The organism is Sphingorhabdus sp., from assembly GCF_046292425.1.
Classification (GTDB): domain Bacteria; phylum Pseudomonadota; class Alphaproteobacteria; order Sphingomonadales; family Sphingomonadaceae; genus Sphingorhabdus_B.
The window spans coordinates 49045-72812 of record NZ_JBKBQV010000005.1 but is presented as its reverse complement, the minus strand read 5'-3'; the positions used below and the strand labels follow the sequence as shown (position 1 = coordinate 72812).

Below are 23768 nucleotides of genomic sequence, written 5' to 3'. Positions count from 1 at the left end.
TAAACTCCACAGCCGTAGGATAGCTTGTATATCGCGGCACATTGGTCGCCAGAAGATCAGGGTAGAAAGTCCACATGACGGCATTTGAACAGCGTCGACAGTGCCTGTCCTTGATCTCGATCAACGTTTTTCTTGCCTTGGATCAATGCGATCCTTTGCCACGGCGGGCATTGGGGGGTCCAGCAAGATGATCCACAGACCGAGAAGGAAATAACATGCAATTTTGGAAATATCTGGCCGCACCGGCGATCGCGGCAAGCGCGCTTTCGGCTCCCGCTTATGCCGAGGCTGGCGATACGTTCGTACGGGTACGGGCTATCATGGTCTCACCGACTGAGACTTCTGGCGGCATATTACCAACATTCCCGTCGGAGAAGGTGAAGGTCAATGACAGCATCATGCCTGAAATCGATATTACACATATGGTCACCGACAATGTGGGATTTGAACTGATCGCCGCAACGACAAAGCATAATGCCAGCGGTACCAGCGGTACAACTGGCGGCATCGGCAAGCTTGCATCGACATGGGTGCTGCCACCAACGCTTACCGTACAGTATCATTTCGCACCTGATGCGAACGTTCGCCCCTATGTCGGCGCAGGCGTCAATTACACAATGTTCTACTCCGAAAAGCCATCTTCCGGATTGGAAGCAGCGGTGGGCCAAACCGATGTCAATCTGAAGGACAGTTTTGGTTGGGCCGCGCAGGCAGGTATCGACATTGACCTGAACGAAAAGATGTTTCTCAACTTCGATGTCAAATATATCGACATCGATACCACCGCACGTTTGGATACAACCGCAATCGGTACGCAACGCGTAAAGATCAGTCTTGATCCATTGGTGTTTGGTGTCGGCGTCGGTTTCCGCTTCTAACCGTCAGATCGACCCAATAAAGGACGGCGCTTCCGCAAGGGGCGCCGTTTTTTTGCGTTAACAGCAATCGTCGCAGTCGCCGAAATCATCCGTTTCGCCAGTGACGCGTTTCTTGCGTTCATTGGCAGCGTGGCAGCCTTTCTTGCAGCAGTCATGGCTCTTGCCTGGCACAGGTATTTTGACCGGGAGGGGAACCCGGACGCCCGGCTCCCCGCAGACATCGACCATGATCGAACCCGCGAATACAGGAACTGGCGGCGCAATGAGTGCCAAACCCGCAAGCAAAGTCATCGCTGCCCTCATGGGTAGTCTTCATCGTCGTCGATGAGTATACGCAGCGCAGCGCCATCAGCATCATCAAACTGCCCGCTCGTTACCGACCAGAAAAATGCAGCAAGACCGAGAAGGCCTAGGCCAAGCGCCACAGGTATCAAGAGGAAGAGGCCACTCATCGTGTTGCGCTTCTGAGCCGTAGCGCATTGGCGACCACGATCAGCGACGAACCCGACATTGCGGCAGCCGCAATTAAGGGCGTGACATATCCACCAATTGCGAGCGGCACAGCGATAACATTATAGCCGATCGCCAGGACGAAATTCTGCCTTACGATCTGTTGAGTCCGCCGCGCGGCACGTATTGTCGTGGCAACCGGGGCAAGTGAATCGCCCATGAAAACTACATCTGCCGCTTGCTGCCCGGCATCGCTCGCCGATGCTGGTGCCATCGATGCGTAACCTGCGGCCAATGCGGGCCCATCGTTCAGGCCATCACCCACCATCAATACCTTATGCCCTGCCGCTCGTTGCCGCGCGATGGCGTCAAGCTTGTCTTGCGGCAGCATGGACGTCTGGGCGGTCACGCCTAATGTGCGGGCAACCGGCGCTACCGAAGTGGCCCGGTCACCGGAGAGGATGGATGAACGGATGCCCATAGCCGCCATTTTGGTCAGCGTCTCTGAGGCACCTGCCCGCAACTGGTCAGCAAAATATACCGCAAGTGGATCACGACCTTCCATCTGCAACTCTGTGGCAAGGCCCTCATAAGCCAACGACCCATCGGGCCGTGCGAGTGAAACTTTTTTGCCATTGAAAACTGCAAATATGCCGGACCCTGCAGTTTCACATATCTGTTCGATCTTAGCCGCGACAACATTGTCGGCTTCCAAAGCACGGCGAATGGCTTCGGACAATGGATGCCGGCTTGAACGTGAAAGCGCCAGCAGGACTGATTTTTGCACAGCATCGGCGCTGGCCAGATTGATGGGCTCCGGCTTGCCGCGCGTAAGCGTTCCCGTCTTGTCGAACATGGCGAGGTCGACCTCTGCCAACCGTTCAAGCGCGCTACCGTCTTTGACCAAAATGCCCGCACGCATCAAAGCTCCCGCGACGACAATCTGTGCGGCGGGCACCGCAAGGCCCAGCGCACAAGGGCAGGTGATGATCAAGACTGCAACGGCGATCAGCAGGCTTTCATGCCAGCCAGCGCCAGCGATCATCCAACCGGCGAAACTTGCCAGCGCAAGCGTATGGACGGCAGGTGCATAAAAGCGTGCCGCCCGGTCGGCGACGCGCACATAGACGGATTTGCTTTGGCCTGCCTGCTCCATCAGCCGGGCAATATCGGCAATAGCGGTATCGGGGCCGGACGCCGTCACGCGCACCGTGACAGGCGCGTCGATGTTCAGAGTGCCTGCATGAACAACATCGCCAACATCTACCGCTTGGGCGGCGGATTCTCCCGTTAGCAGGGACAAATCAAAACTGCTTTTGCCCGCAATCACAATTCCGTCAGCCGCCAAACGTTCACCAGCGGCGATGATCATATCCATGCTAGGATGCAGGGCGCCGGCTTCGACCCAATCGGTCTTGCCATCGGCGCGCAACACCATGGCGCCTGGCGCAGTTTGTTTCAGCAGTGCGCTCACCCCGTCGCGGGCGCGGTCGCGCATCACGGCGTCAAGCCAGCGTCCCGTGAGAAGAAAGAACAACAGCATAACCACACCGTCGAAATAGGCGTGCTGTCCATGGTTGAATGTCTCATACAGGCTCAATGCCGTGGTAATCGAAACGCCAATCGAGATCGGCACATCCATATTTGTCCGGCGTTTACGCAGTGCGCTCCAAGCAGAGCGGAAAAACGGCTGCCCCGAATATATCACTGTAGGCAGCGCAATCATCGCCGACAGCCAATGAAAAAGGTCGCGCGTGACGCCCGTCGCGCCTGACCACACCGACACGGAAAGCAACATGATGTTCATCATTGCAAAGCCCGACACTGCCATGGCCTTGAGCAGTTGATGTGCTTCAGCAGTGGCAGGATCGCCTTGGAGCTCAGCAATAACCTGCGCCTCGAAACCTGTGTCCGCAATTGCAGCAACAAGTTGCGGAATGGTCATTTCAGGCAGGTGAGAAATAGAAACGCGCTTTGCGGTAAAATTCACGCGGGCATGCGCAATTCCCGGCTGCGCTGCCAATCCGCGCTCAATCTTGGAGATACAACCGGCACAGCGAATGGCCGGAACCGCAAAGTCGGATCGGGACAATATGGCCGAAGGCGTCAGGGCAACGGATGCATTCACTGCACCTGTTCCACCAGTTTGAAGAAATCAGGTCCCCGTCGAAGCGAAAGCCGCAAATTCCACCGGCCCGAGGGCAAGGGCTTCGTCGACAACAGTTGGCCGTCTGGCGTCGCAACAAACGCCAACTGGATATCGTCGGCGCGGCCAAGCGGATGCAGCGCATCGCCAACGGCGCTTAACTGCGCGATTGCAAGGCCATTTGCACTTGCATCAATGCGGACGTGGCGTGTTGCATCCATTGACACAGCGACGGTCCACCCCAGCCTGTCCTGCTGCGCGGCAGCATTCAACCAGCTATTATACTTCTGGCTGGCGACATAGCTGTTATCCACAACCGTACCGCCAAAACTGCTCACGGCCATTCGCGCCATGGTGAAATTGACTGCCATTACCACGCCAAAAAACGTCACCAGTATCGCGGTCATGTGCCAGCCGGTAAATCTGCCGTTTGCCAAAATTTTCATTGTCCTGCCTCGGGCCTTTCAAAAATGACCATGTCATTGTCACCGCGCTCATCGCCGGTGCGGGCACGGGTTGTTATGCCGAACTCGGTACGCACAGGGCCCTCCGCCGGCGCGGCGATGAACAGACGCACCTTGTGCACGGCGTCCGGCGCAACCGCGAAGTTGACGGCTTGCTTCGCGAATTCGCGGCTGCCGTCGGCGGTCCACATGACCGCACCCGGCAATCCGTCAATCGTCACGTCGACAACGCGTGGACGCGTTTCCATGTTGCGGATTTTCAGGGTGTAGCTATTTCGGATCGAGCCGTCGGACAGCCGGACATATACCGGGTTACGATCAGGCTGGACAGAAAGGTCGAGGCGCGTGCGCTGTCCTAGGGTGAACAGCATTGCGAGGCCAATCGATGCCCATATCCCGAAATAGATGATTGTGCGCGGCCGGAAGAGTGTCTTGATCGGCGGGGTTGCCTGTCCTCCCGATTTTTCGGCGACTGCGTCATCCAGCGTGCAATAATCGATAAGTCCGCGCGGTTTTCCGATCTGCGCCATAACGTTATCGCAGGCATCAATGCACAAGGCACATGTGATGCAGCCAATTTGTGGCCCTTCCCGGATATCAATGCCTGTGGGGCACACCGCAACACACTGATTACAATCAATGCAATCGCCGAATTCCAGCGGATTGGCCTGGGCTTGCTTCAGGCTACCGCGCTTTTCACCGCGCCAGTCCTTGTAGGTCACTAGCAATGATTTTTCGTCCATCATTGCCGTTTGAATGCGCGGCCAAGGGCACATATAAATGCAGACCTGTTCGCGCATGAAGCCGCCGAATACGAATGTCGTCGCCGTTAGTATACCAACGGTTGCATACGCTACGGGTGCAGCCTCACCTGACCAGAAGTCGCGCACCAGAGTGGGCGCATCGGCAAAATACATTATCCATGCGCCACCCGTCCAGAATGCGATGAACAACCACACGGCCCATTTGGAGAGGCGCTTGGATATTTTTTCAATACCCCATGGCGCCTTTTCCAACCGGATCTGTGCATTGCGGTCGCCATCGAAAAAGCGTTCGACGTGCTGGAACAGGTCAGTCCAGACCGTCTGGGGGCAAGCATAGCCGCACCAGGCCCGGCCAACCGCGCTGGTCACGAGGAACAGCCCAATGCCAGCCATGACGAGGAGTCCAACCACATAATAAAATTCATGCGGCCAGATTTCGATCTGGAACATGTAAAATCGGCGATTGGCAAGATCGACCAGGACCGCTTGGTTGGGCGCATATTGTCCGCGGTCCCACCGGATCCATGGCGTGATATAATAAATGGCGAGCGTCACCGCCATTATTGCCCATTTCAACCGCCGGAAAAACCCGTCGACCGATTTTGGATACACACCCTTCCGCGCTGCATAAAGCGCAGGAGGACGGGGTGCCAGCATGTCAGTTCGCGACATTGGCGGCCACCCTGGCCGGATCAGCGACTAAAGGGGCAACCGCCGCGGGCGTAGCTTCTCCGCCGCCCAGCGAATGCACATACGCAGCAAGCATCTTGATCGTTACTGGATCAAGCCGGTTGTTCCAGCGCGGCATGACGCCATAACGCGCCTGATTGATCGTCGTCGTAATCGAGGCCGCATCACCGCCATATAACCAGATGCCATCCGCAAGATTTGGCGCGCCCAAATCGCGCATGCCCTTGCCGTCTGCACCATGACACGAGGCACAATTATTCGCAAAAGTCGTTGCGCCAGCGGCTGATTTGGCACTCGCCTTTTCTAGGCCAGACAGTGAACGGACGTAAGACGTAACCGCGTCAATCTCATTATTGCTGATTACACCTGCAAAGGCCGGCATCTGTGAAAAGCGGGTCTGATCATGATCTGGCTGACGGATGCCGTGTTCCAGCGTAAAGTGAACGGCACCCAGATCACCACCCCACAGCCAATCATCATCGTTGAGATTGGGATAGCCTTTTGATCCGGCTGCACCCGATCCATGGCACTGGACGCAATGCACCTTAAAGGCCGCACGACCGCCCTCAACCGCAGCTTGATACAGACGTTCGTCATTTGCGAGCTGTTCCACAGGGATCGCTGCCAATGCACTCGTCATGGGTGCACGACGCAAAGTCTCTGCCTTCATCTCGGTTTCAAGTTCGCCGCGACTGGTCCAATTGAGAACGCCCTGCGTGGCGCTATTAGCCATAGGGATCGCCGGGTAAAGCACCACATAGGCCAGTCCCCAAATGATCGTGGCCCAAAAAGAGATAACCCACCAACGGGGCATCGGGGTGTCGAGTTCTTCGATACCGTCCCACTCGTGGCCAACCGTTTGTGTGCCGGTCGGTTCGTCGATCCGCTTGTTATCCGCCATTGTCTTCGTCCCTGAAAATGATGTTTGCCGCATCTTCGTTGCGTTGTGCTGCCCCTTTGCGGAAGGGCCACAGGATGAGAATGAGGAACAATATCCCCATCATCACCAGCCCCCAGCTGTCGGCAAAATGCCGGAGATCGTTATAGTTCATCGTGGTTGCTCAAAGGCTTTCGCCTTTTGATGGTCCACCAGCGTGCCAAGCATCTGCAAATAGGCAATGACAGCATCCATTTCCGTCACTTGCGCCGGATTTCCGTCAAAATCGCGCGCCTGCGCTTTTGGATAACGCCCCTTGAGTGCAGCGGCATCAGCATTGGGATCAGCTTGGGCAACAAGGTCAGCGTCGGCGGCAGCAATCGCTTCTTCGGTGTACGGTACGCCAACCCGCGACAGCGCAGTCAAATGCCCGGACATGCCACCGGTTTTTACGGGTTTATCAGCCAGAAAGGCATAAGGCGGCATGATCGATTCAGGCACGACGCTGCGCGGGTCTTTCAAATGGGCGCTATGCCATTCGTCGGAATAGCGCCCTCCAACGCGCGCCAAATCGGGCCCAGTGCGTTTTGACCCCCATTGGAACGGGTGATCGTACATGCTTTCGGCAGCCAGGCTGTAGGGCCCGTAGCGCTCGATCTCATCCTTGAACGGGCGGATCATCTGGCTGTGGCAGACATAGCAGCCTTCGCGCATATAAATATTGCGTCCGGTCAGCTCCAGCGGTGTGTACGGCCGCATCCCATCCACCTTTTCCACTGTGGAATCGATCCAGAATAACGGGGCAATTTCCACTATGCCGCCAATCGCGACCGCACCCAATGCACACAGGCCAAGCAACGTGACGTTGCGTTCCAGTTTCTTGTGGCTGAAGCCAGCTTCGGTTTTGCTTGTCATGGTCAAAAATCCTTATTCGGCCGGAACGGCTACATAGGGGCGGTCGGCCTCTGGATTATGCGGGGTTTCTGTCATGGACTTTTCTTCCCGCAGATGTCCGGCAACAGTCATCCAGACATTGTAGACCATCACCAAGGCACCGGAGAGGTAGAGTAGCCCGCCAAAAGCGCGGATGAGGTACATCGGGAACATCGCGGCGACTGTTTCGACAAAGGAATAGACGAGGTAGCCGTCGGCTCCATATTCACGCCACATCAGGCCTTGCATGATACCTGAAACCCACATGGCCGATGCGTAGAACACGATGCCAAGCGTCGAGAGCCAGAAGTGCCAGTTGATCATCCGCAGCGAATACATGCGGCTACGGCCCCAAAGACGCGGGAACAGATAATAAAGGCAGGCAAAGGTGATCATGCCGTTCCAGCCCAATGCACCGCTGTGCACATGGCCGATTGTCCAGTCGGTATAATGCGACAGGCTGTTAACTGCCTTGATCGACAGCATTGGACCTTCAAAGGTGCTCATGCCGTAGAAAGCGAGTGCCATGACCATCATGCGGATGATCGGGTCAGTGCGGATCTTGTCCCATGCGCCATTCAGCGTCATCAGACCATTGATCATCCCGCCCCAGCTGGGCATCCACAAAATGATGGAGAACACCATTCCCAATGTCTGCGCCCAGTCAGGCAAGGCGGTATAATGCAAATGGTGTGGCCCGGCCCAGATATAGAGGAAGATCAGCGACCAGAAGTGAACGATGGAAAGGCGATAGGAATAAACCGGCCGTTCGGCTTGCTTGGGAACGAAATAATACATCATCGCAAGGAAACCGGCGGTCAGGAAAAATCCGACGGCATTATGACCATACCACCATTGGGTCAGCGCATCTTGCACACCCGCAAAGGCGCTGTAGCTTTTCGACCCAAAGATGCTGACCGGCATCGACAGGTTATTTACCAGATGCAGCATGGCAATTGTGATGATGAAGCTCAGGTAGAACCAGTTCGCAACATAGATGTGCGGCTCCTTGCGCTTGACCAACGTGCCCACAAACACGGCCAAATAGCTGACCCAGACGACGGTGAGCCAAATATCGACATACCATTCCGGTTCGGCATATTCCTTTGCCTCGGTCACGCCCATTATGTAGCCTGTGGCGGCAAGCACGATGAAAAGCTGATAACCCCAGAACACGAAACGGGCGAGACCGGGGAAAGCGAGCCTTGCCCGGCACGTACGCTGCACGACGTAGAAGCTCGTTGCGATCAACGCATTGCCGCCGAACGCAAATATTACCGCGGATGTGTGCAGCGGGCGCAACCGACCAAATGTGGTATATTCGAGGTTGAGATTCAGTAAAGGAAACGCGAGCTGAAGCGCGATGATCAGTCCGACAGTAAAACCGGCAATGCCCCAGAACATTGTCGCAATGACGCCCCAACGGATCGGGTCATCATCATATTGCGATTGCAACGCGGGACCACCAATCGCGGCGAAACGCTGCGTTAGAAAATCAAACTTGTTCATGGACGCGGCCATCGCAAGCAGTGCTGCGACGCACACAATCCCCATATGAACCGAGTATGCCTGGTCAGCCCCCAATGCCATGGCCATCAAAGCCAGTAATGCTATGAAAAACCATACGCCGACGCGTGATAGTAGCGAATCCATATTTTTTCCCCGAGCTGCAAGACTAGTGCGTCAGGGACGTGCTTGCCGCAGCGCAGCAAGACATTCCTTGATTCAGATCAACCAAACAAAAAAGTGCGCTACGCCGCCGCTGCAATATCCTGCAGACGATCCCGATCCTGGATTGCAACGGTGCGGCGGTCGGGTAGATTAATAACGCCATCAGCTTTGAGCTTCGAAAGCTGACGACTCACAGTTTCGATCGTCAGCCCAAGGACATCGCCCATTTGCTGCCGATCAAGCGGTAATTGGAATGCATCCAGCGCGGTTTCGTCCGCTGAACAACCCGTCTCACCCAAGCGGGCGGACATTTCCAGCAACAGCGTTGCTATGCGTTCGGTCGCGGTTTTCTTACCGAGCAGCAGCATCCATTCGTGCGCGCGATCAAGCTCGTTTAGCGTGCGGCGCAAAAGCTTATGTTCCAACTCCGGGTGTTGCCGAGCGAAGCTGTCAAATGTCGAACGGGAAAAAATGCACAATTCGGCATCGGTGAGAGCCGTCACGCTATATGGGCTCTGCTGACCGAAAGGACGCCCGATAAAATCGGAAGAAAACACAATGCCGACAATCTGCTCGCGGCCGTCAGATATGCTCATGGAAACCTTGAGCACACCTTCAATGACATTGGCGACGACTACGGAGTCATCCCCCTCCCAAACCACAGTCTGGCCCTTGGCGACCTTTTGCTTCCGGCCCAGTTGACCCAGGACCTCTAGCTCATCAGGCTCCAAGCCGGCGCAAATCGCGCGGTTACGAACAATGCATTGGGCGCAGTCTTTCATAGCTACGTTGTAGCGCCCGCACGAAAATGGAGCAACCGCTCATGGTGTAACTTTCTATATTTATGTTTTTTTGGACATTATTGTCGCTATCTCACTTTAGATAGCGTGCATCAGGCCAGGAATGCGCACCAATAGTTCGCGCGATAAATAGCCGATTGATCCAATTTGTTCTGCACAACGCCGCCCTGCTTCCCCATGCAGCCAAATCGCCCACAGCAAAGCTTCGAATGGCGGCGCGCCACGTGCAGCGAGGCCAGCCACGATACCGGCAAGCACGTCACCCGATCCTCCCGTTGCCAATCCTGCGCCGCCGCCGGCAAAGCCATAAATGCCTTCTCCGGGTGCACTTACATAAGATGTAGCGCCTTTAAGCATTACCACGGCATCAAATGTCTCGACTGCTTCGCGAAGCACCCCGCATGGGTCAGCGTCAATTTCCTCCGCGCTATATCCTGTCAGGTCCGCAAGTTCGCCAGCATGCGGCGTCAGAACAAGCGGGTGCCGCCGCCCGCCCGTGGTCTCGGCAAATGCAGGCAGCGCTCCCAACGCCGCTGCGTCGAGTATATACACCGGACTGTTGGCATCATCGTTATGCGAAACGATGAGCGCTGCAATCAAATCCGCAGCAGCATCTTTGCTCCACATCGCCGGACCAAGCACCAGTGCATCGCAATGGTCTGGCAAGTGCTCCGGTGCAACGCGCGATATATCGACATGACCATCTGACGTTTCGTCCAAGGCCAATATGCCAACCTCGGGCAAGGCGATACCAAGCCCAATGGCGCAGCTTGCGATTGTGGCCACCCGTACTTTGCCGGCACCAGCGCGAAGGGCCGCTTCTGCTGTCAAAGCCACGCCGCCCGGCACCATGCGGCTGCCGCCCACAACGCACACCCGCCCCCGCGCGTTCTTGTCGGTGTTGTGGGCTGGGACGGGCAAGGGGTGAGCGCGAAGCCAGTTGCTGTCGAGGGGAATTATCGCCTCAGCCACGGGCGGCAATCATCGGGTCTGGTTCCGCGGTGATGTCGGAACCCTCCTGCGCCAGTGCGTGCACGGAATTGTAACGCAAAAGCTCAAGACGGCCGTCGCCTTCATTCGGTTGGAAATGATATTCGGTGACCGAACAATTGGCCACATCGCCGGCCTTATCAATTGTCAGTATCTCATCTTCGTCCATATGTTCGATGATGTAGCGTAGGCATAAAACAACGACCTGGTGCGCGACGATCATAACATTTTTGCCGCCATGATGCAGTGAAATCGTATCAAGCATGGCGCGCAGACGGAAGATGACGTCAACCCAGCTTTCTCCGCCCGGCGGGCGATGGTAAAACTTGCCCAAGGTCGCGCGAAACGCGGCCTGTTCAGGATGATGCGAGCGCACGCCAATAGTGGTCAATCCGTCCAGAATTCCAAATTCTTTTTCGCGGAGGCGTTCGTCGGTGCAGACTATGGCTCCATCAAGATATGACCCGATAGTCTCTGCAGTCTGGCGCGCGCGAAGATAAGGTGATGTCAATATTACATCCGGGCGGTCGCCACTTTGCGTGGCAAACCAATCGCCAAGCGCATGCGCTTGGGAATGGCCCAGATCGGACAAAGGCACATCCACGTCGCGATGTTCGAGAACGATCCGTTCAAGCCCGGCCATATCGGCCGCATCACGCGCAACGTTTCCGGCGCTCTGCCCGTGTCGCAATATCCATAATCTCGCTGGCCATCTCGGCGTCACGCAATCCCTTTCCGGCAATCCAAACGTCTAGGAATTAGAAACAGAAGCCTTGGCGATTGGTTCCATGCAGACAAATCTGGACAGGCATGTCCGGACAGATGCGGAAAAATGCAACAGATGCGGACCTTGTCGACACATCGGACTGCAAGTGGATGGTAGCGAAGGAGGGACTTGAACCCCCGACCTATGGATTATGATTCCACCGCTCTAACCAGCTGAGCTACTTCGCCATCCAAGCGTGAATCCCGGCCTTTGCTGGGAAGCACGCGGCGCTATAAGCGCGGGGTGAAAGCGGGTCAAGCATTGTCAGCGGCGAAATGCCCATCGACCGATCTGCTCCCAGGGCCCGCCACGATAATAATAGGCCAATAGGCCGGAAATGATCAGTGGACGTGGCTGAAAGGTTTCCGACAACTTTGCCTGGAGTGCCCTTGCCGCGGTGGGCGCAACCTTGTTCTGGACAGTGATATGTAATTTTGGCGCTGCCTGATCTTGCGGGACCAGCAGCCCGCGAAATGCGTCAGCCAAATCATCGCGCATGGCTAGCAATTCGGGGCTGTCCACACGAAACGCCACCGCCTTGCCCAGCAGCATGACATCGCTGACCCGCGCAATCGGCGCAGCATATTCAGTGACAAGCGCAGCCAATCTGGATTTGATTTCAGGCAGATGACTTGGCGGCAAATGATGGAACAGGGTAATATGGGCATCCAAAAAATTGCGTTCCACGGGAAAATGGGTGCGCCGAAGTCCGTTGGCCCATGCCTGATCGGATTTGCCCATTTCGGCGGTGATGATGATTGGGGCGGTCATAGTGCGGAGTGCTAGAATATTTGGCGCGGCGCTGCCACAGCCAACGCTATATCGCCTCCAATTTGGCCACCAGACGTCGCCCTGACGTGCAGCTAAGATACAAAAAAGCCGCCCTGTCTTGCAACAAGGCGGCTTTTTGAATGCGGGTAACGAAAGCTTTAAGCTTCGTCAGCCTCAGCCGAAAGGCCAGCAGCTTCAGCAGCAGCCTTGGCTGCAGCTTGCTCTTCACGGCGCTTTGCGTTGGCAGCAGCTTCAGCGGCGTCGGCTGCGTCAGATGCAACTTCGGCTTCAACCTGCGCTTCGATGGCTTCAGCAGCAATCTCGGCCTGTTCGGCTTCGAACATCTGGTCGAGAACGTTAACGCCGTCCTTCTGCAGTTCAGCTTCGTCATCCGAACGGGCCACATTGACCTGAACATTGACGGTGACTTCGGGGTGCAGAACAACCTTAACGCTAAATACGCCAAGTGTCTTGATCGGGCGTTCCAGCACGATCATGCTCTTGGTAACCTTGGCGTCCTGGGCAACGAGACCGTCAACGATGTCCTTGACCGAGACCGAACCATAAAGCTGGCCAGTCTGCGAAGCTGCGCGGATCAGAACGATCTGCTTGCCTTCAACACTGCCCGATGCCTTCTGGGCTTCGTCACGGCGTGATGCGTTGTCGCTTTCGATTTTTGCGCGGTTAGCTTCAAAAACCTTGCGGTTGGCTTCGTTCGCACGGAGCGCTTTCTTGTTTGGCAGCAGGAAGTTACGGGCATAGCCGTCCTTCACGGTGACGACGTCACCAATTGCACCAAGCTTTTCAACGCGTTCGAGAAGTATGATATCCATGTTTTCGGCTCCTACTTCACGATATACGGCAGAAGGCCGATGTGACGGGCGCGCTTGATAGCTTGGCCCAATTCACGCTGCTTCTTTGCCGAAACGGCGGTGATGCGCGACGGTACAATCTTGCCACGCTCTGAAATGTAACCCTGAAGCAGGCGTACATCTTTATAATCGATCTTCGGCGCATCTTTACCCTGAAATGGGCAGGACTTGCGGCGACGGAAAAACGGACGTGCCATAATTTAAGCCTCCTGCTCTGCACGGGGTGCGCGATCGGGGCGGTCGCCACGATCTGGACGAGGTGCGCCGCGATCACGATCGCCGCCACCAAATCCGCCACGGTCGCCGCGTTCGCTGCGCTCGGGACGGTCGCTCTTGCGCATCATGACCGATGGGCCTTTTTCATGCTCGTCAACGCGGACGGTCATGTAACGAATGATGTCTTCGTTCATGCGTGTCTGACGCTCAAGCTCGGCGATTGTGTCGCCCGAAGCATCGATGTCGAGCATTACGAAATGCGCTTTGCGGTTCTTCTGAATTTTGTAGGTCAATGTGCGAAGACCCCAGGTTTCGGTCTTGATGACCTTGCCATTATTGTCTTCCACAATCTTGGTGGCGTTTTCAGCCAGCGCATCTACCTGGGCCTGTGAAAGGTCCTGGCGCGCCAAAAATACATGCTCGTACAGAGACATGGGCGTTTCCTTGTTCCTACCGATCGCTGACGCAGCACCATGCATACGCCCCTCCGGCCTTCTTCAAATTCACAAGGGTTACCCCGAGCGAAGTGGGGCGCTTAGGTGGGATTTGCGGGAAAAGCAAGCGATTCGGCCAGATCGGGAAACGCGAAGGCTAGTTACACCGACAGTCGCTTCAACACATCCCCCGCAAACCCGCTCAATGTGTCGTCCCGCGCGCCCATGATGACGATCCGGTCGCCGGGCCGCGCCAGTTCAGCGATCCGGTTGCCGCAGCCTTCGCGGGTTGCAATATATTCAGCGTTACGACCAGCTTTGGTAACGGCGTCCGTGATGCTCTGGCTGCCAAGGCTTTTGTCGACGGTGCCGCCGAAATAAACCGGGTCGCAGAGGAGCAGATGATCGTCCTGCCCCAGCATATCTGCAAACACGGTGGCAAGTTCGCTCCCCATAACGCGGATCGGTCCATAGCCATGGGGTTGAAAGAACGCGATGATGCGGCCCGAAAAAGCTTTAAGCGTGGCGAGCGTGGCGGCAATTTTGTCCGGGTTGTGGCCAAAATCGTCGATAACGGTAATGTCGTTGGCAGTGCCTACGATATCAAAACGGCGGGCAAGGCCGTTGAACCGCTCAACACTTTGTACCGCCTGCGCTACGCCCACGCCAAGCGCGACGCTTGCGGCAATAGCTGCAAGGGCGTTGGCGATATTGTGCCTGCCGGGGACGGTCAATGTTACGTCATGTGTTTCGCCCAGCGCTTGGAGCATGAACCGGCTCCCAAGCGGTAGGTCCGTTATGTCAGTCGCGCGAAACGCTGAGTCTGGCCCAAATCCGAAGCTCACTGCGCCGGACAGGTTCATTGGCGCAATCAGTGCCGCCGTTTCCGCGTCGTCGGTGTTCCAGACACAGACTTTCGCTTTTTTGGCGAAGTCGCCAAACAACTGCCGCAATTCTTCAAGCGTCTTGTGATCGAGACTGACATTGTTGAGCACGGCGACTTCGGGCGTGAACAATGCAATAGAGCCATCGCTCTCGTCTACTTCGCTGACAAAGACCTCGCCCTGCCCGACCCGAGCGCTGGCAAAGGGTGCGTCATCGGCAACGAAGTTTTTCATCACCGCGCCGTTCATGATGCTGGGATCAAGACCAGCCTCCGTCAATATCCAGCCGATCATTCCGGTAACGGTCGACTTACCGCTCGTTCCACCAACAGCAACGCTGCGCGGGGCGGCGTTGAACAGGTCGGCAAGCAATTCGGCGCGCGTCATGCGAGCACAGCCGAGTGCTTTAGCTTTTGCGATGTCGGGCACACTGTCCTCAATTGCGGCTGAAGCGATGAGAATCTGGTCGCCGCTGGTAAGGCCGCTCCCGTCTTGTGGAAAAAGATGGATGCCAAGGCTTTGCAGCCATTCGAATTTCGGTCCCAAGCGCCCCTGATCCAACGCCCGGTCAGAACCGGAAACACTGGCGCCTGCGTCGCGGACGATGTTTGCCAGCGGCAACATGCCCGATCCACCAATGCCACAGAAGAAATAGGATTTGTTTTTGTGCATGGGTGGCGGTTATGGCCGGAACATGAATTTGGCAATGGTGCTATATATACAAAAGTTCGTCACCCCCGCGCAGGCGGGGGGCCAACTCCCGCTGTGTCGAAACATTACGAGCCGGAACTGGATTCCCGCCAGCGCGGGAAAGACGACGTCCGGGAAAGCGGATGCGTTATGCGGATAGGCATTTGCGCACCATCCACTCCCTTCACACGGGACGACGCAGCGCGGGTTACTGGGCTCGCCGCGACTGCGCACCCGGCAGCCGATCTCTTCTTTCACGACCAATGCTTCGTCGAAGCAGGACATTTTGCAGGACCCGACCATGCCCGCTGCGACGCTTTTGTCGACCTCGCCAATGACCCCGGCTTTGACGCCGTCTGGTTTGTGCGCGGCGGCTATGGCGCGTGTCGCATTGCCGAAGACGCTGTTGCTGCGCTGAAATCGGCAGCAGGGGACAAGATCTATATGGGATATAGCGACGCGGGTAACCTGCTTGGCGCCCTGTACGCAGCAAAAGTTGGCCGCGCATGCCACGGACCGATGCCGGCAGATATAAGACGGTGTGGCGGTGAGGCTGCCGTGCTGCGCGCGCTCGATTGGATGCTGAACGCATCGCCCCATGCACTTGAACCGCATGTGCAGGCGGGCGAAAAGCACGCCGCGTTCAACCTTATGACCTTGGCGATGATGGCAGGCACGCCATTAATGCCAGACCTGAAAGACCATGTGCTGATGGTCGAGGAGGTGAGCGAATATCTCTATGGCTATGACCGCGCGTTTTTTCATGTCACCAGCCATTTAAAGTCGGCAGGGCTCGCCGGGTTGCGTCTGGGCCGCGTAAGTGATGTGCCCGACAATGACCGGCCATTTGGCGAAGGTGCCGAGGAAATCGCGCGGCGCTGGTGCACCAAAATCGGCATAAACTATCTCGGTCGCGCGGACATCGGCCATGATGCAGATAACCGCATCGTTCCGTTCGGGCTTGCAACATCCAGCGCCGCGCCATAGGCGATTTTGCACAATCACGGACCGACAGGAGCAAACATGCGCGCATTTATCTTTCCAGGGCAAGGCAGCCAGGCCGTTGGCATGGGCAAAGCGCTTGCCGAAGCCAGCCCTACAGCCCGCGCGGTGTTTGAAGAGATCGACGAAGCCCTTGGCCAGCATCTTTTCCGCCTGATGTGCGAGGGCCCGGAAAGCGAGCTTACCCTCACCGAAAATGCACAACCTGCGATCATGGCCAATGCCATCGCCACCTTGCGCGTGCTGGAAACCGAAGGCGGCGTGCGTTTGTCCGAAAAATGCAATTTTGTCGCTGGCCATTCGCTGGGTGAATATACTGCATTGTGCGCTGCTGGCGCATTACCGCTGTCGGTTACCGCCGCGCTGCTTAAGCTGCGTGGTCGCGCGATGCAGGCGGCCGTCCCGGTCGGCATTGGCGCCATGGCAGCATTGCTCGGCGCGGACATAGAGAAAGCCGAAGCCCTGGCCGCTGCTGCTGCGGAAGGGGAAACCTGCACCGTTGCCAATGACAATGACCCGTCACAGGTGGTTATCTCAGGGCATAAGGCAGCGATTGACCGCGCGATTGCGATGGCCAAGGACCATGGCATCAAGCGCGGTATCCTGTTGCCAGTCTCTGCCCCGTTCCACTGCCCATTGATGCAACCCGCCGCCGATGACATGGCCAGCGCGCTTGCGACAACAACGATCCACGCGCCTCTGGTGCCTCTGTTCGCCAATGTCACGGCAGCGCCTGTGTCCGATCCCGCAACCATTGCTGCGCAATTGGTGCAGCAGGTCACTGGCCGTGTGCGCTGGCGCGAGTCAGCGATTGCCATGGCGGACGCGGGCGTGACTCATTTCGCAGAGTTCGGCGGAAAGGTGCTTTCGCCAATGGTAAAGCGCAGCGCTGGGGAGGACATTGCCACATCCAGCGTCATCAGCATGGATGACATCGAAGCCTTATTGAAAGCGATATAATGACTGACCAGATCCTCCAGACACGCGATGGCGGCATATTGACCATCACGCTGAATATGCCGGAAAAGCGCAACCCGATTTCCGATGTCGCGGTGGTTGATCAGATGTGCGATGCGTTCATGACTGCCGATCAGGATATCTCCGTTCGCTGCGTAATTTTGACAGGAGCCGGATCGGTATTTTCATCGGGCGGTGACCTGAAGCAGATGCGTCCCGACAGCGGCGGCCTGCGGGCAGGACTGCCTGCGGAAACACGGCGAAATTACAAATACGGCATCCAGCGGCTTCCCCTAATGTTTCAGGCGCTTGAAGTTCCGGTCATCGCTGCTGTCAACGGCGCTGCAATTGGCGCAGGGCTTGACCTGACGACAATGTGCGACATCCGCATTGCCGCATCCTCCGCCAAATTCGCAGAGAGCTTCGTGCGATTGGGGATCACACCGGGCGACGGCGGTGCGTGGCTGCTGCCCCGGATAGTCGGCTTTTCCAAAGCCACAGAGCTTGCCTTGACGGGTGAGACCATTGACGCTGCCGAAGCGTTGCGGATCGGGCTTGTTTCGCAAGTGGTGGATGACGCCGACTTGATGGCCGCCGCGCGCAAGGTTGCGGACAAGATCGCTGCGAACCCCACCCATGCCGTTCGTATGACCAAACGGCTTTTGCGGGAAGGCCAGACAGCGGACCTGAAAAATATCCTCGAAATGTCTGCGGCAATGCAAAGCCTGGCGCACGCCACGGCAGACAATGACGAAGCCATCACCGCGTTTCTGGAAAAGCGCGCACCTGAGTTCAAGGGAGAGTAATATGTTCGATCTTACAGGCATGACTGCGCTCGTCACTGGCGCATCGGGCGGGATTGGCAGTGCAATCTGTCAGGCGTTGGCAGCGCAAGGTGCGCGCCTTGCAGTATCGGGTTCCAACGTGCAAAAACTGGAGGCCTTCAGGGCATCTCTGGGCAGCGAACATGTGGCGGTTCCCTGCAACCTGAGCGACAAGGACAGCGTTGAGGCACTTGTTCCAGCCGCGCTCGAACAACTGGGCAAAATCGATATTCTCGTCAACAATGCCGGCGTCACGCGCGATAACCTGACGATGCGCATGAAGGATGAAGAGTGGGACGACGTCATCCGTATCAACCTTGAATCGACGTTCCGCCTGATACGCGCTGCCACTAAGCCAATGATGAAGGCGCGGTTTGGCCGGATCATCACCATCACCAGTGTCGTCGGCACCACCGGCAATCCTGGTCAGGCCAATTACGCAGCATCCAAAGGCGGCCTCACCGCAATGACCAAAGCCATCGCACAGGAACTCGCCAGCCGTAATGTTACGGCCAATTGCGTTGCACCCGGCTTTATCGCGACAGCCATGACCGAAAGCTTGCCCGATGCCCAGAAAGAGGCGCTGAATGCGCGCATCCCGATGGGCCGCATGGGCGAGGGTTCCGACATTGGCGCGGCAGTTGCCTATCTCGCCTCGAAAGAGGCTGGCTATATCACTGGCCAGACAATCCATGTGAACGGCGGGATGGCGATGCTTTGACGTATAAGCGTCGCTTGCCACTTGCCAGCGGGCAATCTGGACATTAGGGCGAGTCCTGAAATTCATCATCCCAACCAATAAGGGGCACAAAAATGAGCGATACCGCGGAACGGGTCAAAAAAATCGTAGTCGAACATCTCGGCGTTGAAGCTGACAAGGTCACCGAGGCGGCAAGCTTCATCGATGATCTAGGTGCAGACAGCCTTGACATCGTAGAGTTGGTTATGGCGTTTGAAGAAGAATTCAACGTCGAAATCCCTGATGATGCGGCTGAAAAGATCGCCACCGTCAAGGACGCGATCGATTTCATCAACAGCAACGGATAAGCCGTTAAGGGCGCTTTGCTGCGCGGTCAGATAGAAATTCAAACGGCTTTCCGGCCAGCGTCAACAGCGCTCCAGTCGGAAAGCCGTTTGCATATTGGCCCCTGTTCACAGTATTGGGCTGTACAGAATAAATTTTGGAGATAACGCAATGCGTCGTGTCGTGGTCACCGGATTAGGTCTGGTTACGCCCTTGGGTGGAAATGTAGAAACCACTTGGACCAACCTCATCGCCGGAAAGTCCGGCGCGGGCATGATCACACATTTTGACGCCAGTGATCAGAAATGCCTGATCGCCTGCGAGGTAAAGCCAAAGGATCATCCATGGGGCTTTGACCCTGACAAGCGCGTGGACCACAAGGTGCAGCGTCAAGTCGATCCATTCATCATTTATGGTATTGATGCTGCGGGCCAGGCGCTAGAAGATGCTGGTCTTTCCGAGTTGACCGAAGAACAAAAGGTTCGTGCGGGCTGCTCAATAGGGTCCGGCATTGGCGGTCTTCCAGGTATTGAAAGCGAAGCTTTGTTGCTCGCTGAAAAAGGACCAGGCCGCGTCAGCCCGCATTTCGTACATGGCCGGTTGATCAATCTCATTTCCGGTCAAGTAAGCATCAAATATGGTCTGAAAGGACCGAACCACGCGGTTGTAACCGCCTGTTCCACTGGCGCGCATTCTATCGGCGATGCCGCGCGTATGATCCGCGATGATGATGCCGACATCATGCTTGCAGGCGGCGCAGAAGGCACCGTTAACCCGCTTGGTATCGCCGGCTTTGCGCAGGCACGCGCGCTGAATATGAGCTATAATGACCGCCCCGAGGCCGCCAGCCGCCCTTATGACAAGGACCGCAACGGCTTTGTCATGGGCGAAGGCGCCGGTGTCGTCGTTCTGGAAGAATATGAACATGCCAAGGCGCGGGGCGCGAAGATTTATGCCGAAGTTGTTGGCTATGGCCTATCGGGCGATGCCTATCACGTAACTGCACCGCACCCGGAAGGTGACGGTGCTTTTCGTTCGATGCAAATGGCGTTGAAAAAGGCCGGAATGACGCCATCTGATATCGATTATATCAACGCCCATGGTACGTCGACCATGGCCGATACCATTGAACTGGGTGCCGTAAAGCGCCTCTTCGGTGATGCGATATCCACAGTCTCGATGAGCTCGACCAAATCCGCCATCGGCCATTTGCTCGGCGGCGCTGGAGCAGTTGAAAGCATTTTCTGCATCCTCGCCCTGCGTGACCAGATTGTGCCCCCAACGCTTAATCTCGACAATCCGGACGAAGGGACCGAAGGCGTTGACCTCGTCCCGCATGTTGCCAAGAAGCGCGAAGTGAAGGCAGTACTTAACAACAGCTTCGGCTTCGGCGGCACCAATGCCAGCCTGATCATGAAGGCGATCTGACATTATGCGCCGCATCGCCAAATGGGCGATCATTGCGGCGGCGCTGCTGCTTGCGGTAATCGCTGGAAATTTTATCTATGGCTGGACCTCGCCCGGCCAGCTGGAGCGCGAAACGACGGTTGTGATCAAACCGGGGTCAAGCATCACCTCAGCGGCCAGACAGCTTGAAAAAAGCGGTATCGTCAAATCGGCTGACGCTTTTGTAAGCCGGGCAAAGGTTTTTGGCGCAAGCAGCACGATTAAGGCTGGTGAATTTATTATTCCGGCAAAGGCTTCGAACTCGGACATTTTGTCGATCCTGACGGGCGGGAAAACCGTGCAGCGCATGGTCACCATCCCTGAGGGTATGCCGTCAATCATGGTCTACGAACGGCTCATGGCCAATGAACAGCTAACCGGCAGCATTTCCGTTCCTGCGGAAGGCTCGGTTCTGCCAGATAGCTATGCCTTTGACAAAAATGAGCCACGCGCCGCTGTGCTCAAGCGCATGCAGGATGCGATGAACAAGGCGATGGCCGAGTTATGGCCAAAGCGAAGCCCGAACGCAATGGTTAAAACTCAGATAGAGGCGCTCACGCTCGCGTCGATTGTCGAAAAAGAAACCGCGCTGAAATCCGAACTGCGGATCGTCGCGGGGGTTTATTCCAATCGCTTGCGCACCGGCATGATGTTGCAGGCGGACCCCACGATCATTTACCCGATCACAAAAGGCAAGCCACTTGGCCGTCGCATTCGGCAGTCCGAAATTGCCGATGTGAACGACTATAATACTTACGCCATGACCGGCCTGCCCAAAGGGCCAATCGCCAACCCGTCACGTGCCGCCATCGCTGCCGTGCTGAACCCGCAAAAGACCACTGCATATTATTTCGTGGCTGACGGTAAGGGGGGACATATTTTTGCAGACACCCTGCAAGAGCACAATGCCAACGTCCAAAAATGGTACGCCATCCGCCGCGAACGCGGGGAAATGTGACTCAGTTACCTTCTTGTAATTCCTGCCGCCACCTGAATGCGGCTACCGCGCAGCAATGGAGCGCGGACCAAAAGTATAAGAGGGATCAAGACCCGAATAAAGTTACTGTCGTTTCTCTTGCAATGTAGGATTTGGCCTGCCAATTTGGCTAGGCACATTGTTAACCGCCCAGAGGCTGCAAGGGCATGCAATCAGCTACTTAGCACGTGCCTTCGGAGTCGTTTTAGGTGAGACCCTAGTGTGACCTTTCGCGATCCCCTTGCTGCGATTGATGGCCACTTCCCTGTTTAGGGCACCGGTTACGGCTCCACAATGTTGAACGCACCCGGAATCGGATCAAGCGCAGCCTGAAGCTTTTCGATTGCCGCCCGGTCGCCCTCGATTTTCAATCCCGCCATCTGCAATTGCGCTGCTGGCATCTTGAGGAACAGCAAACCAAGAAACAACTGGCGCGGGCCTGTCACTGTCACAGCGGGTGCAGCATGCGCCTTGCCCATTTCGCTGAACATCACGGAATTACCGACAGTGATTTTTGCCGTTTCCTTTCGGTCCGAAATCACGAAATTTAATGCGAGCGCTGTGTCACCGATGATCATGGGATCCAACCGGGTGGACACGGAATCCAGTAGCAGGCCGGTCGGGATAGCCGAAATCATGTCAATGCTTTGGGCGTTAACCCCTGCCTTCAAGCCCTCCCGCAGGTCGCGCGCGCCCGACAGGAACATGTTGCGCCAAATGGCGGATTCGGCCTGATAGCCTTGCTGTTCATAGCTGTCCGCCAGTAATGCCCGCCCCTCCGCATGTTTGGGATCAGCAAATACGAGTTGGTTCAACAGGTCCGACGACCAACGATAGTCGCCCGCCTTCATCGCCCTCTTCGCCTCTGCCACCACCTTTTTTGCGCCTCCCATCGCCGCAACCAATTTGGCTGCGCGCACTTCTGGCGGATGCGGGTTGAGATTGGCAGGGACTGCATCATACCAGCCTAGATAATATTGATAAATCGCCTTCGAATTATGGCTATAGGTGCCATAATAGCCCTTGTTGAACCATTGATCGCCAATGGCAGGCGGCGCCTTCAATATCTCTGCAATCTCCGCCTGAGTCATGCCCTTGTTCATCATGCGGACTGTCTGGTCATGCAGATAGCGGTAGTTATCGCGCTGCCCGGATAGCCAACCCTTGACCTCCGACTGACCAAAGCGCGGCCAGCAATGGCTTGAAACGATGATGTCGCTTCGGTCGCCATATAGGTTGACGGCTTCGTTGAGAAACCCGGCCCAACCGAGTGTATCGCGAACCTTCGCACCGCGCGGCGTCAGGATATTGTGCAATGTGCAGGTCGCGATTTCTGCCGCCAGAAATGTCCGTGAAGCAGGCATATAGATGTTCATTTCGGCAGGCGCCTCGGACTGCGGCACCATCTGGAATTCAAGCGTGACACCGTCGACTTCGCGCAATTCGCCTGTCTTGCGGATGTCGATCGTTGGCGGGATGAGCGTGATGTCACCGCCACCGATCCCTTTGCCAATGCCGCTGCCCATTTGCCCCTGCGGGCCGGGCGTCAGGTTGCTGCCAAACTGAAATGTCGCGCGCCTGCCCATGGCTGGACCTGCCATGACATTTTCTGAGGCGGTTTCGGCGAGGAATTGCTCGGGCGCGATGATCGCAACCTTGCCTGCCTTAACGTCGGCTTCATTGACGATTCCCCGCACGCCGCCAAAATGGTCGCCATGGCTGTGGCTATAGATAACAGCCGTGACTGGCCGCGTGCCCAGCTTCTCATTGATCAGCCGTAGCGCCGCCGCAGCGGTATCGCGGCTCGTCAGCGGGTCGATGATAATCCACCCCGTCTGCCCCTGGATGATTGTCATGTTCGACACATCGAAACCGCGGACCTGCCAGACATTGTCAGTTACGGCAAAAAGGCCATGCTTGCGCAGCAACTCCATATGCCGCCAAAGACTCGGGTTGACGGTGTCCGGCGATACGCCATTGTTCATCCAGTCATATGCGCCCAGATTCCAGACAGGCTTGCCATCCTTGTTGGTGATGATGGGGTCAGACAGCGATCCCATAAAGCCGCGGTCGGCAAAATCGAGGTCGCGGCCATCTTCAACGGGAAGCTGCGCCATAACACTGTGCTGAGCTGCTTTTGTAGCGTCAGAGGCCGGCTTTTGGTCCTGTGCCCCTGCGCCCGTCGCTGACGCGGTGCTCAACAAAACCGCCCATAAAATTCTTTGCATCCTGCTTCCCCCAAT

26 protein-coding genes and 1 tRNA gene are annotated in these 23768 nt (G+C 56.5%); 8 read left to right on the top strand and 19 right to left on the bottom strand.

The annotated features are described in order from the left end of the window. Nucleotides 1-215 precede the first annotated feature (215 nt). Nucleotides 216-878: an OmpW/AlkL family protein gene (locus ACK4S7_RS02310; protein WP_409644113.1), complete on the top strand. Its 663-nt coding sequence runs from the start codon at nucleotides 216-218 to the stop codon at nucleotides 876-878. Between the two features lie 57 nt (nucleotides 879-935). Here the strand turns inward: ACK4S7_RS02310 and ACK4S7_RS02305 are convergent, their stop codons facing one another. The 18 genes from ACK4S7_RS02305 to murC all read right to left on the bottom strand — a co-directional run bounded on the left by ACK4S7_RS02305 (nucleotide 936) and on the right by murC (nucleotide 15278). Continuing rightward, nucleotides 936-1169, bottom strand: a complete 234-nt coding sequence (locus ACK4S7_RS02305; protein ID WP_409644111.1) for a hypothetical protein — start codon at nucleotides 1167-1169, stop codon at nucleotides 936-938. Nucleotides 1170-1177: 8 nt separating this feature from the next. Beyond that, entirely contained in the window at nucleotides 1178-1330 is a 153-nt protein-coding gene (ccoS, locus tag ACK4S7_RS02300) for a cbb3-type cytochrome oxidase assembly protein CcoS (RefSeq protein WP_409644109.1), read from the bottom strand. Beyond that, nucleotides 1327-3456 carry a heavy metal translocating P-type ATPase gene (locus ACK4S7_RS02295; RefSeq protein WP_409644107.1) on the bottom strand — a complete coding sequence of 710 codons (2130 nt, stop codon included), beginning with the start codon at nucleotides 3454-3456 and terminating at the stop codon, nucleotides 1327-1329. Before ACK4S7_RS02295 ends, ccoS begins: the two co-directional genes overlap by 4 nt. Beyond that, nucleotides 3453-3920: a FixH family protein gene (locus ACK4S7_RS02290; protein ID WP_409644105.1), complete on the bottom strand. Its 468-nt coding sequence runs from the start codon at nucleotides 3918-3920 to the stop codon at nucleotides 3453-3455. Before ACK4S7_RS02290 ends, ACK4S7_RS02295 begins: the two co-directional genes overlap by 4 nt. Beyond that, a complete protein-coding gene (gene ccoG / locus ACK4S7_RS02285) occupies nucleotides 3917-5359 on the bottom strand; it encodes a cytochrome c oxidase accessory protein CcoG (RefSeq protein ID WP_409644121.1) in 1443 nt (480 codons plus the stop codon). The genes ACK4S7_RS02290 and ccoG overlap by 4 nt, the downstream gene beginning before the upstream one ends. Before the next feature lies 1 nt (nucleotide 5360). Then, nucleotides 5361-6293, bottom strand: a complete 933-nt coding sequence (gene ccoP / locus ACK4S7_RS02280; RefSeq protein ID WP_409644103.1) for a cytochrome-c oxidase, cbb3-type subunit III — start codon at nucleotides 6291-6293, stop codon at nucleotides 5361-5363. Beyond that, on the bottom strand, nucleotides 6283-6444 hold the full coding sequence (locus ACK4S7_RS02275; RefSeq protein ID WP_409644101.1) for a cbb3-type cytochrome oxidase subunit 3: 162 nt from the start codon (nucleotides 6442-6444) through the stop codon (nucleotides 6283-6285). Before ACK4S7_RS02275 ends, ccoP begins: the two co-directional genes overlap by 11 nt. Then, the gene (gene ccoO / locus ACK4S7_RS02270; RefSeq protein WP_409644099.1) at nucleotides 6441-7184 is read right to left on the bottom strand and encodes a cytochrome-c oxidase, cbb3-type subunit II; all 744 of its coding nucleotides are present in this window, start codon (nucleotides 7182-7184) and stop codon (nucleotides 6441-6443) included. The genes ACK4S7_RS02275 and ccoO overlap by 4 nt, the downstream gene beginning before the upstream one ends. Before the next feature lie 12 nt (nucleotides 7185-7196). Beyond that, nucleotides 7197-8855 carry a cytochrome-c oxidase, cbb3-type subunit I gene (gene ccoN, locus ACK4S7_RS02265; RefSeq protein ID WP_409644097.1) on the bottom strand — a complete coding sequence of 553 codons (1659 nt, stop codon included), beginning with the start codon at nucleotides 8853-8855 and terminating at the stop codon, nucleotides 7197-7199. Between the two features lie 98 nt (nucleotides 8856-8953). After that, on the bottom strand, nucleotides 8954-9655 hold the full coding sequence (locus ACK4S7_RS02260) for a Crp/Fnr family transcriptional regulator (RefSeq protein ID WP_409644095.1): 702 nt from the start codon (nucleotides 9653-9655) through the stop codon (nucleotides 8954-8956). A gap of 96 nt (nucleotides 9656-9751) precedes the next feature. Next, on the bottom strand, nucleotides 9752-10645 hold the full coding sequence (locus ACK4S7_RS02255) for an NAD(P)H-hydrate dehydratase (RefSeq protein WP_409644093.1): 894 nt from the start codon (nucleotides 10643-10645) through the stop codon (nucleotides 9752-9754). Continuing rightward, nucleotides 10638-11387, bottom strand: coding sequence for a histidine phosphatase family protein (locus ACK4S7_RS02250; RefSeq protein WP_409644091.1), 750 nt, complete (start codon nucleotides 11385-11387; stop codon nucleotides 10638-10640). Before ACK4S7_RS02250 ends, ACK4S7_RS02255 begins: the two co-directional genes overlap by 8 nt. Before the next feature lie 153 nt (nucleotides 11388-11540). Continuing rightward, a tRNA-Met gene (locus ACK4S7_RS02245) sits at nucleotides 11541-11617 on the bottom strand. Nucleotides 11618-11693: 76 nt separating this feature from the next. Next, the gene (locus ACK4S7_RS02240) at nucleotides 11694-12200 is read right to left on the bottom strand and encodes a 2'-5' RNA ligase family protein (RefSeq protein ID WP_409644089.1); all 507 of its coding nucleotides are present in this window, start codon (nucleotides 12198-12200) and stop codon (nucleotides 11694-11696) included. Between the two features lie 158 nt (nucleotides 12201-12358). After that, nucleotides 12359-13033, bottom strand: a complete 675-nt coding sequence (gene rplI, locus ACK4S7_RS02235; RefSeq protein WP_409644087.1) for a 50S ribosomal protein L9 — start codon at nucleotides 13031-13033, stop codon at nucleotides 12359-12361. A gap of 11 nt (nucleotides 13034-13044) precedes the next feature. Beyond that, the gene (gene rpsR, locus ACK4S7_RS02230) at nucleotides 13045-13269 is read right to left on the bottom strand and encodes a 30S ribosomal protein S18 (RefSeq protein WP_143774744.1); all 225 of its coding nucleotides are present in this window, start codon (nucleotides 13267-13269) and stop codon (nucleotides 13045-13047) included. 3 nt (nucleotides 13270-13272) lie between these two features. Further along, the gene (gene rpsF / locus ACK4S7_RS02225; RefSeq protein WP_409644085.1) at nucleotides 13273-13722 is read right to left on the bottom strand and encodes a 30S ribosomal protein S6; all 450 of its coding nucleotides are present in this window, start codon (nucleotides 13720-13722) and stop codon (nucleotides 13273-13275) included. A 161-nt stretch (nucleotides 13723-13883) separates the two neighbouring features. Continuing rightward, nucleotides 13884-15278, bottom strand: a complete 1395-nt coding sequence (murC, locus tag ACK4S7_RS02220; protein WP_409644083.1) for a UDP-N-acetylmuramate--L-alanine ligase — start codon at nucleotides 15276-15278, stop codon at nucleotides 13884-13886. A gap of 168 nt (nucleotides 15279-15446) precedes the next feature. On the opposite strand from murC, the gene ACK4S7_RS02215 reads away from it, so the two are divergent. The 7 genes from ACK4S7_RS02215 to mltG all read left to right on the top strand — a co-directional run bounded on the left by ACK4S7_RS02215 (nucleotide 15447) and on the right by mltG (nucleotide 21507). Then, nucleotides 15447-16283 (top strand): LD-carboxypeptidase, encoded by an 837-nt coding sequence (locus ACK4S7_RS02215; RefSeq protein WP_409644119.1) that lies wholly within the window; start codon nucleotides 15447-15449, stop codon nucleotides 16281-16283. Nucleotides 16284-16319: 36 nt separating this feature from the next. After that, complete coding sequence (fabD, locus tag ACK4S7_RS02210; protein WP_409644081.1) at nucleotides 16320-17258, top strand: ACP S-malonyltransferase; 939 nt, start codon at nucleotides 16320-16322, stop codon at nucleotides 17256-17258. Continuing rightward, entirely contained in the window at nucleotides 17258-18061 is an 804-nt protein-coding gene (locus ACK4S7_RS02205; RefSeq protein ID WP_409644079.1) for a crotonase/enoyl-CoA hydratase family protein, read from the top strand. The genes fabD and ACK4S7_RS02205 overlap by 1 nt, the downstream gene beginning before the upstream one ends. 1 nt (nucleotide 18062) lies before the next feature. Beyond that, on the top strand, nucleotides 18063-18800 hold the full coding sequence (gene fabG / locus ACK4S7_RS02200; RefSeq protein ID WP_409644077.1) for a 3-oxoacyl-[acyl-carrier-protein] reductase: 738 nt from the start codon (nucleotides 18063-18065) through the stop codon (nucleotides 18798-18800). A gap of 92 nt (nucleotides 18801-18892) precedes the next feature. Continuing rightward, nucleotides 18893-19126, top strand: coding sequence for an acyl carrier protein (locus tag ACK4S7_RS02195; protein ID WP_125229739.1), 234 nt, complete (start codon nucleotides 18893-18895; stop codon nucleotides 19124-19126). 148 nt (nucleotides 19127-19274) lie between these two features. Then, a complete protein-coding gene (gene fabF, locus ACK4S7_RS02190) occupies nucleotides 19275-20531 on the top strand; it encodes a beta-ketoacyl-ACP synthase II (RefSeq protein WP_409644074.1) in 1257 nt (418 codons plus the stop codon). A gap of 4 nt (nucleotides 20532-20535) precedes the next feature. After that, on the top strand, nucleotides 20536-21507 hold the full coding sequence (gene mltG, locus ACK4S7_RS02185; protein ID WP_409644072.1) for an endolytic transglycosylase MltG: 972 nt from the start codon (nucleotides 20536-20538) through the stop codon (nucleotides 21505-21507). Nucleotides 21508-21806: 299 nt separating this feature from the next. Here mltG and ACK4S7_RS02180 read toward each other — a convergent pair whose 3' ends face one another. Next, nucleotides 21807-23753: an alkyl/aryl-sulfatase gene (locus ACK4S7_RS02180; protein ID WP_409644070.1), complete on the bottom strand. Its 1947-nt coding sequence runs from the start codon at nucleotides 23751-23753 to the stop codon at nucleotides 21807-21809. Between the last annotated feature and the right edge of the window lie 15 nt (nucleotides 23754-23768).

Bases quoted from the DNA above. Each gene is read 5' to 3' on its own strand.
- ACK4S7_RS02310 (WP_409644113.1), top strand. From the start codon at position 216: ATGCAATTTTGGAAATATCTGGCCGCACCGGCGATCGCGGCAAGCGCG.
- ACK4S7_RS02305 (WP_409644111.1), bottom strand. From the start codon at position 1,169: ATGACTTTGCTTGCGGGTTTGGCACTCATTGCGCCGCCAGTTCCTGTA.
- ccoS (WP_409644109.1), bottom strand. From the start codon at position 1,330: ATGAGTGGCCTCTTCCTCTTGATACCTGTGGCGCTTGGCCTAGGCCTT.
- ACK4S7_RS02290 (WP_409644105.1), bottom strand. From the start codon at position 3,920: ATGAAAATTTTGGCAAACGGCAGATTTACCGGCTGGCACATGACCGCG.
- ccoG (WP_409644121.1), bottom strand. From the start codon at position 5,359: ATGCTGGCACCCCGTCCTCCTGCGCTTTATGCAGCGCGGAAGGGTGTG.
- ccoP (WP_409644103.1), bottom strand. From the start codon at position 6,293: ATGGCGGATAACAAGCGGATCGACGAACCGACCGGCACACAAACGGTT.
- ACK4S7_RS02275 (WP_409644101.1), bottom strand. From the start codon at position 6,444: ATGAACTATAACGATCTCCGGCATTTTGCCGACAGCTGGGGGCTGGTG.
- ccoO (WP_409644099.1), bottom strand. From the start codon at position 7,184: ATGACAAGCAAAACCGAAGCTGGCTTCAGCCACAAGAAACTGGAACGC.
- ccoN (WP_409644097.1), bottom strand. From the start codon at position 8,855: ATGGATTCGCTACTATCACGCGTCGGCGTATGGTTTTTCATAGCATTA.
- ACK4S7_RS02260 (WP_409644095.1), bottom strand. From the start codon at position 9,655: ATGAAAGACTGCGCCCAATGCATTGTTCGTAACCGCGCGATTTGCGCC.
- ACK4S7_RS02240 (WP_409644089.1), bottom strand. From the start codon at position 12,200: ATGACCGCCCCAATCATCATCACCGCCGAAATGGGCAAATCCGATCAG.
- rplI (WP_409644087.1), bottom strand. From the start codon at position 13,033: ATGGATATCATACTTCTCGAACGCGTTGAAAAGCTTGGTGCAATTGGT.
- rpsR (WP_143774744.1), bottom strand. From the start codon at position 13,269: ATGGCACGTCCGTTTTTCCGTCGCCGCAAGTCCTGCCCATTTCAGGGT.
- rpsF (WP_409644085.1), bottom strand. From the start codon at position 13,722: ATGTCTCTGTACGAGCATGTATTTTTGGCGCGCCAGGACCTTTCACAG.
- murC (WP_409644083.1), bottom strand. From the start codon at position 15,278: ATGCACAAAAACAAATCCTATTTCTTCTGTGGCATTGGTGGATCGGGC.
- ACK4S7_RS02215 (WP_409644119.1), top strand. From the start codon at position 15,447: ATGCGGATAGGCATTTGCGCACCATCCACTCCCTTCACACGGGACGAC.
- fabD (WP_409644081.1), top strand. From the start codon at position 16,320: ATGCGCGCATTTATCTTTCCAGGGCAAGGCAGCCAGGCCGTTGGCATG.
- ACK4S7_RS02205 (WP_409644079.1), top strand. From the start codon at position 17,258: ATGACTGACCAGATCCTCCAGACACGCGATGGCGGCATATTGACCATC.
- fabG (WP_409644077.1), top strand. From the start codon at position 18,063: ATGTTCGATCTTACAGGCATGACTGCGCTCGTCACTGGCGCATCGGGC.
- ACK4S7_RS02195 (WP_125229739.1), top strand. From the start codon at position 18,893: ATGAGCGATACCGCGGAACGGGTCAAAAAAATCGTAGTCGAACATCTC.
- fabF (WP_409644074.1), top strand. From the start codon at position 19,275: ATGCGTCGTGTCGTGGTCACCGGATTAGGTCTGGTTACGCCCTTGGGT.
- mltG (WP_409644072.1), top strand. From the start codon at position 20,536: ATGCGCCGCATCGCCAAATGGGCGATCATTGCGGCGGCGCTGCTGCTT.
- ACK4S7_RS02180 (WP_409644070.1), bottom strand. From the start codon at position 23,753: ATGCAAAGAATTTTATGGGCGGTTTTGTTGAGCACCGCGTCAGCGACG.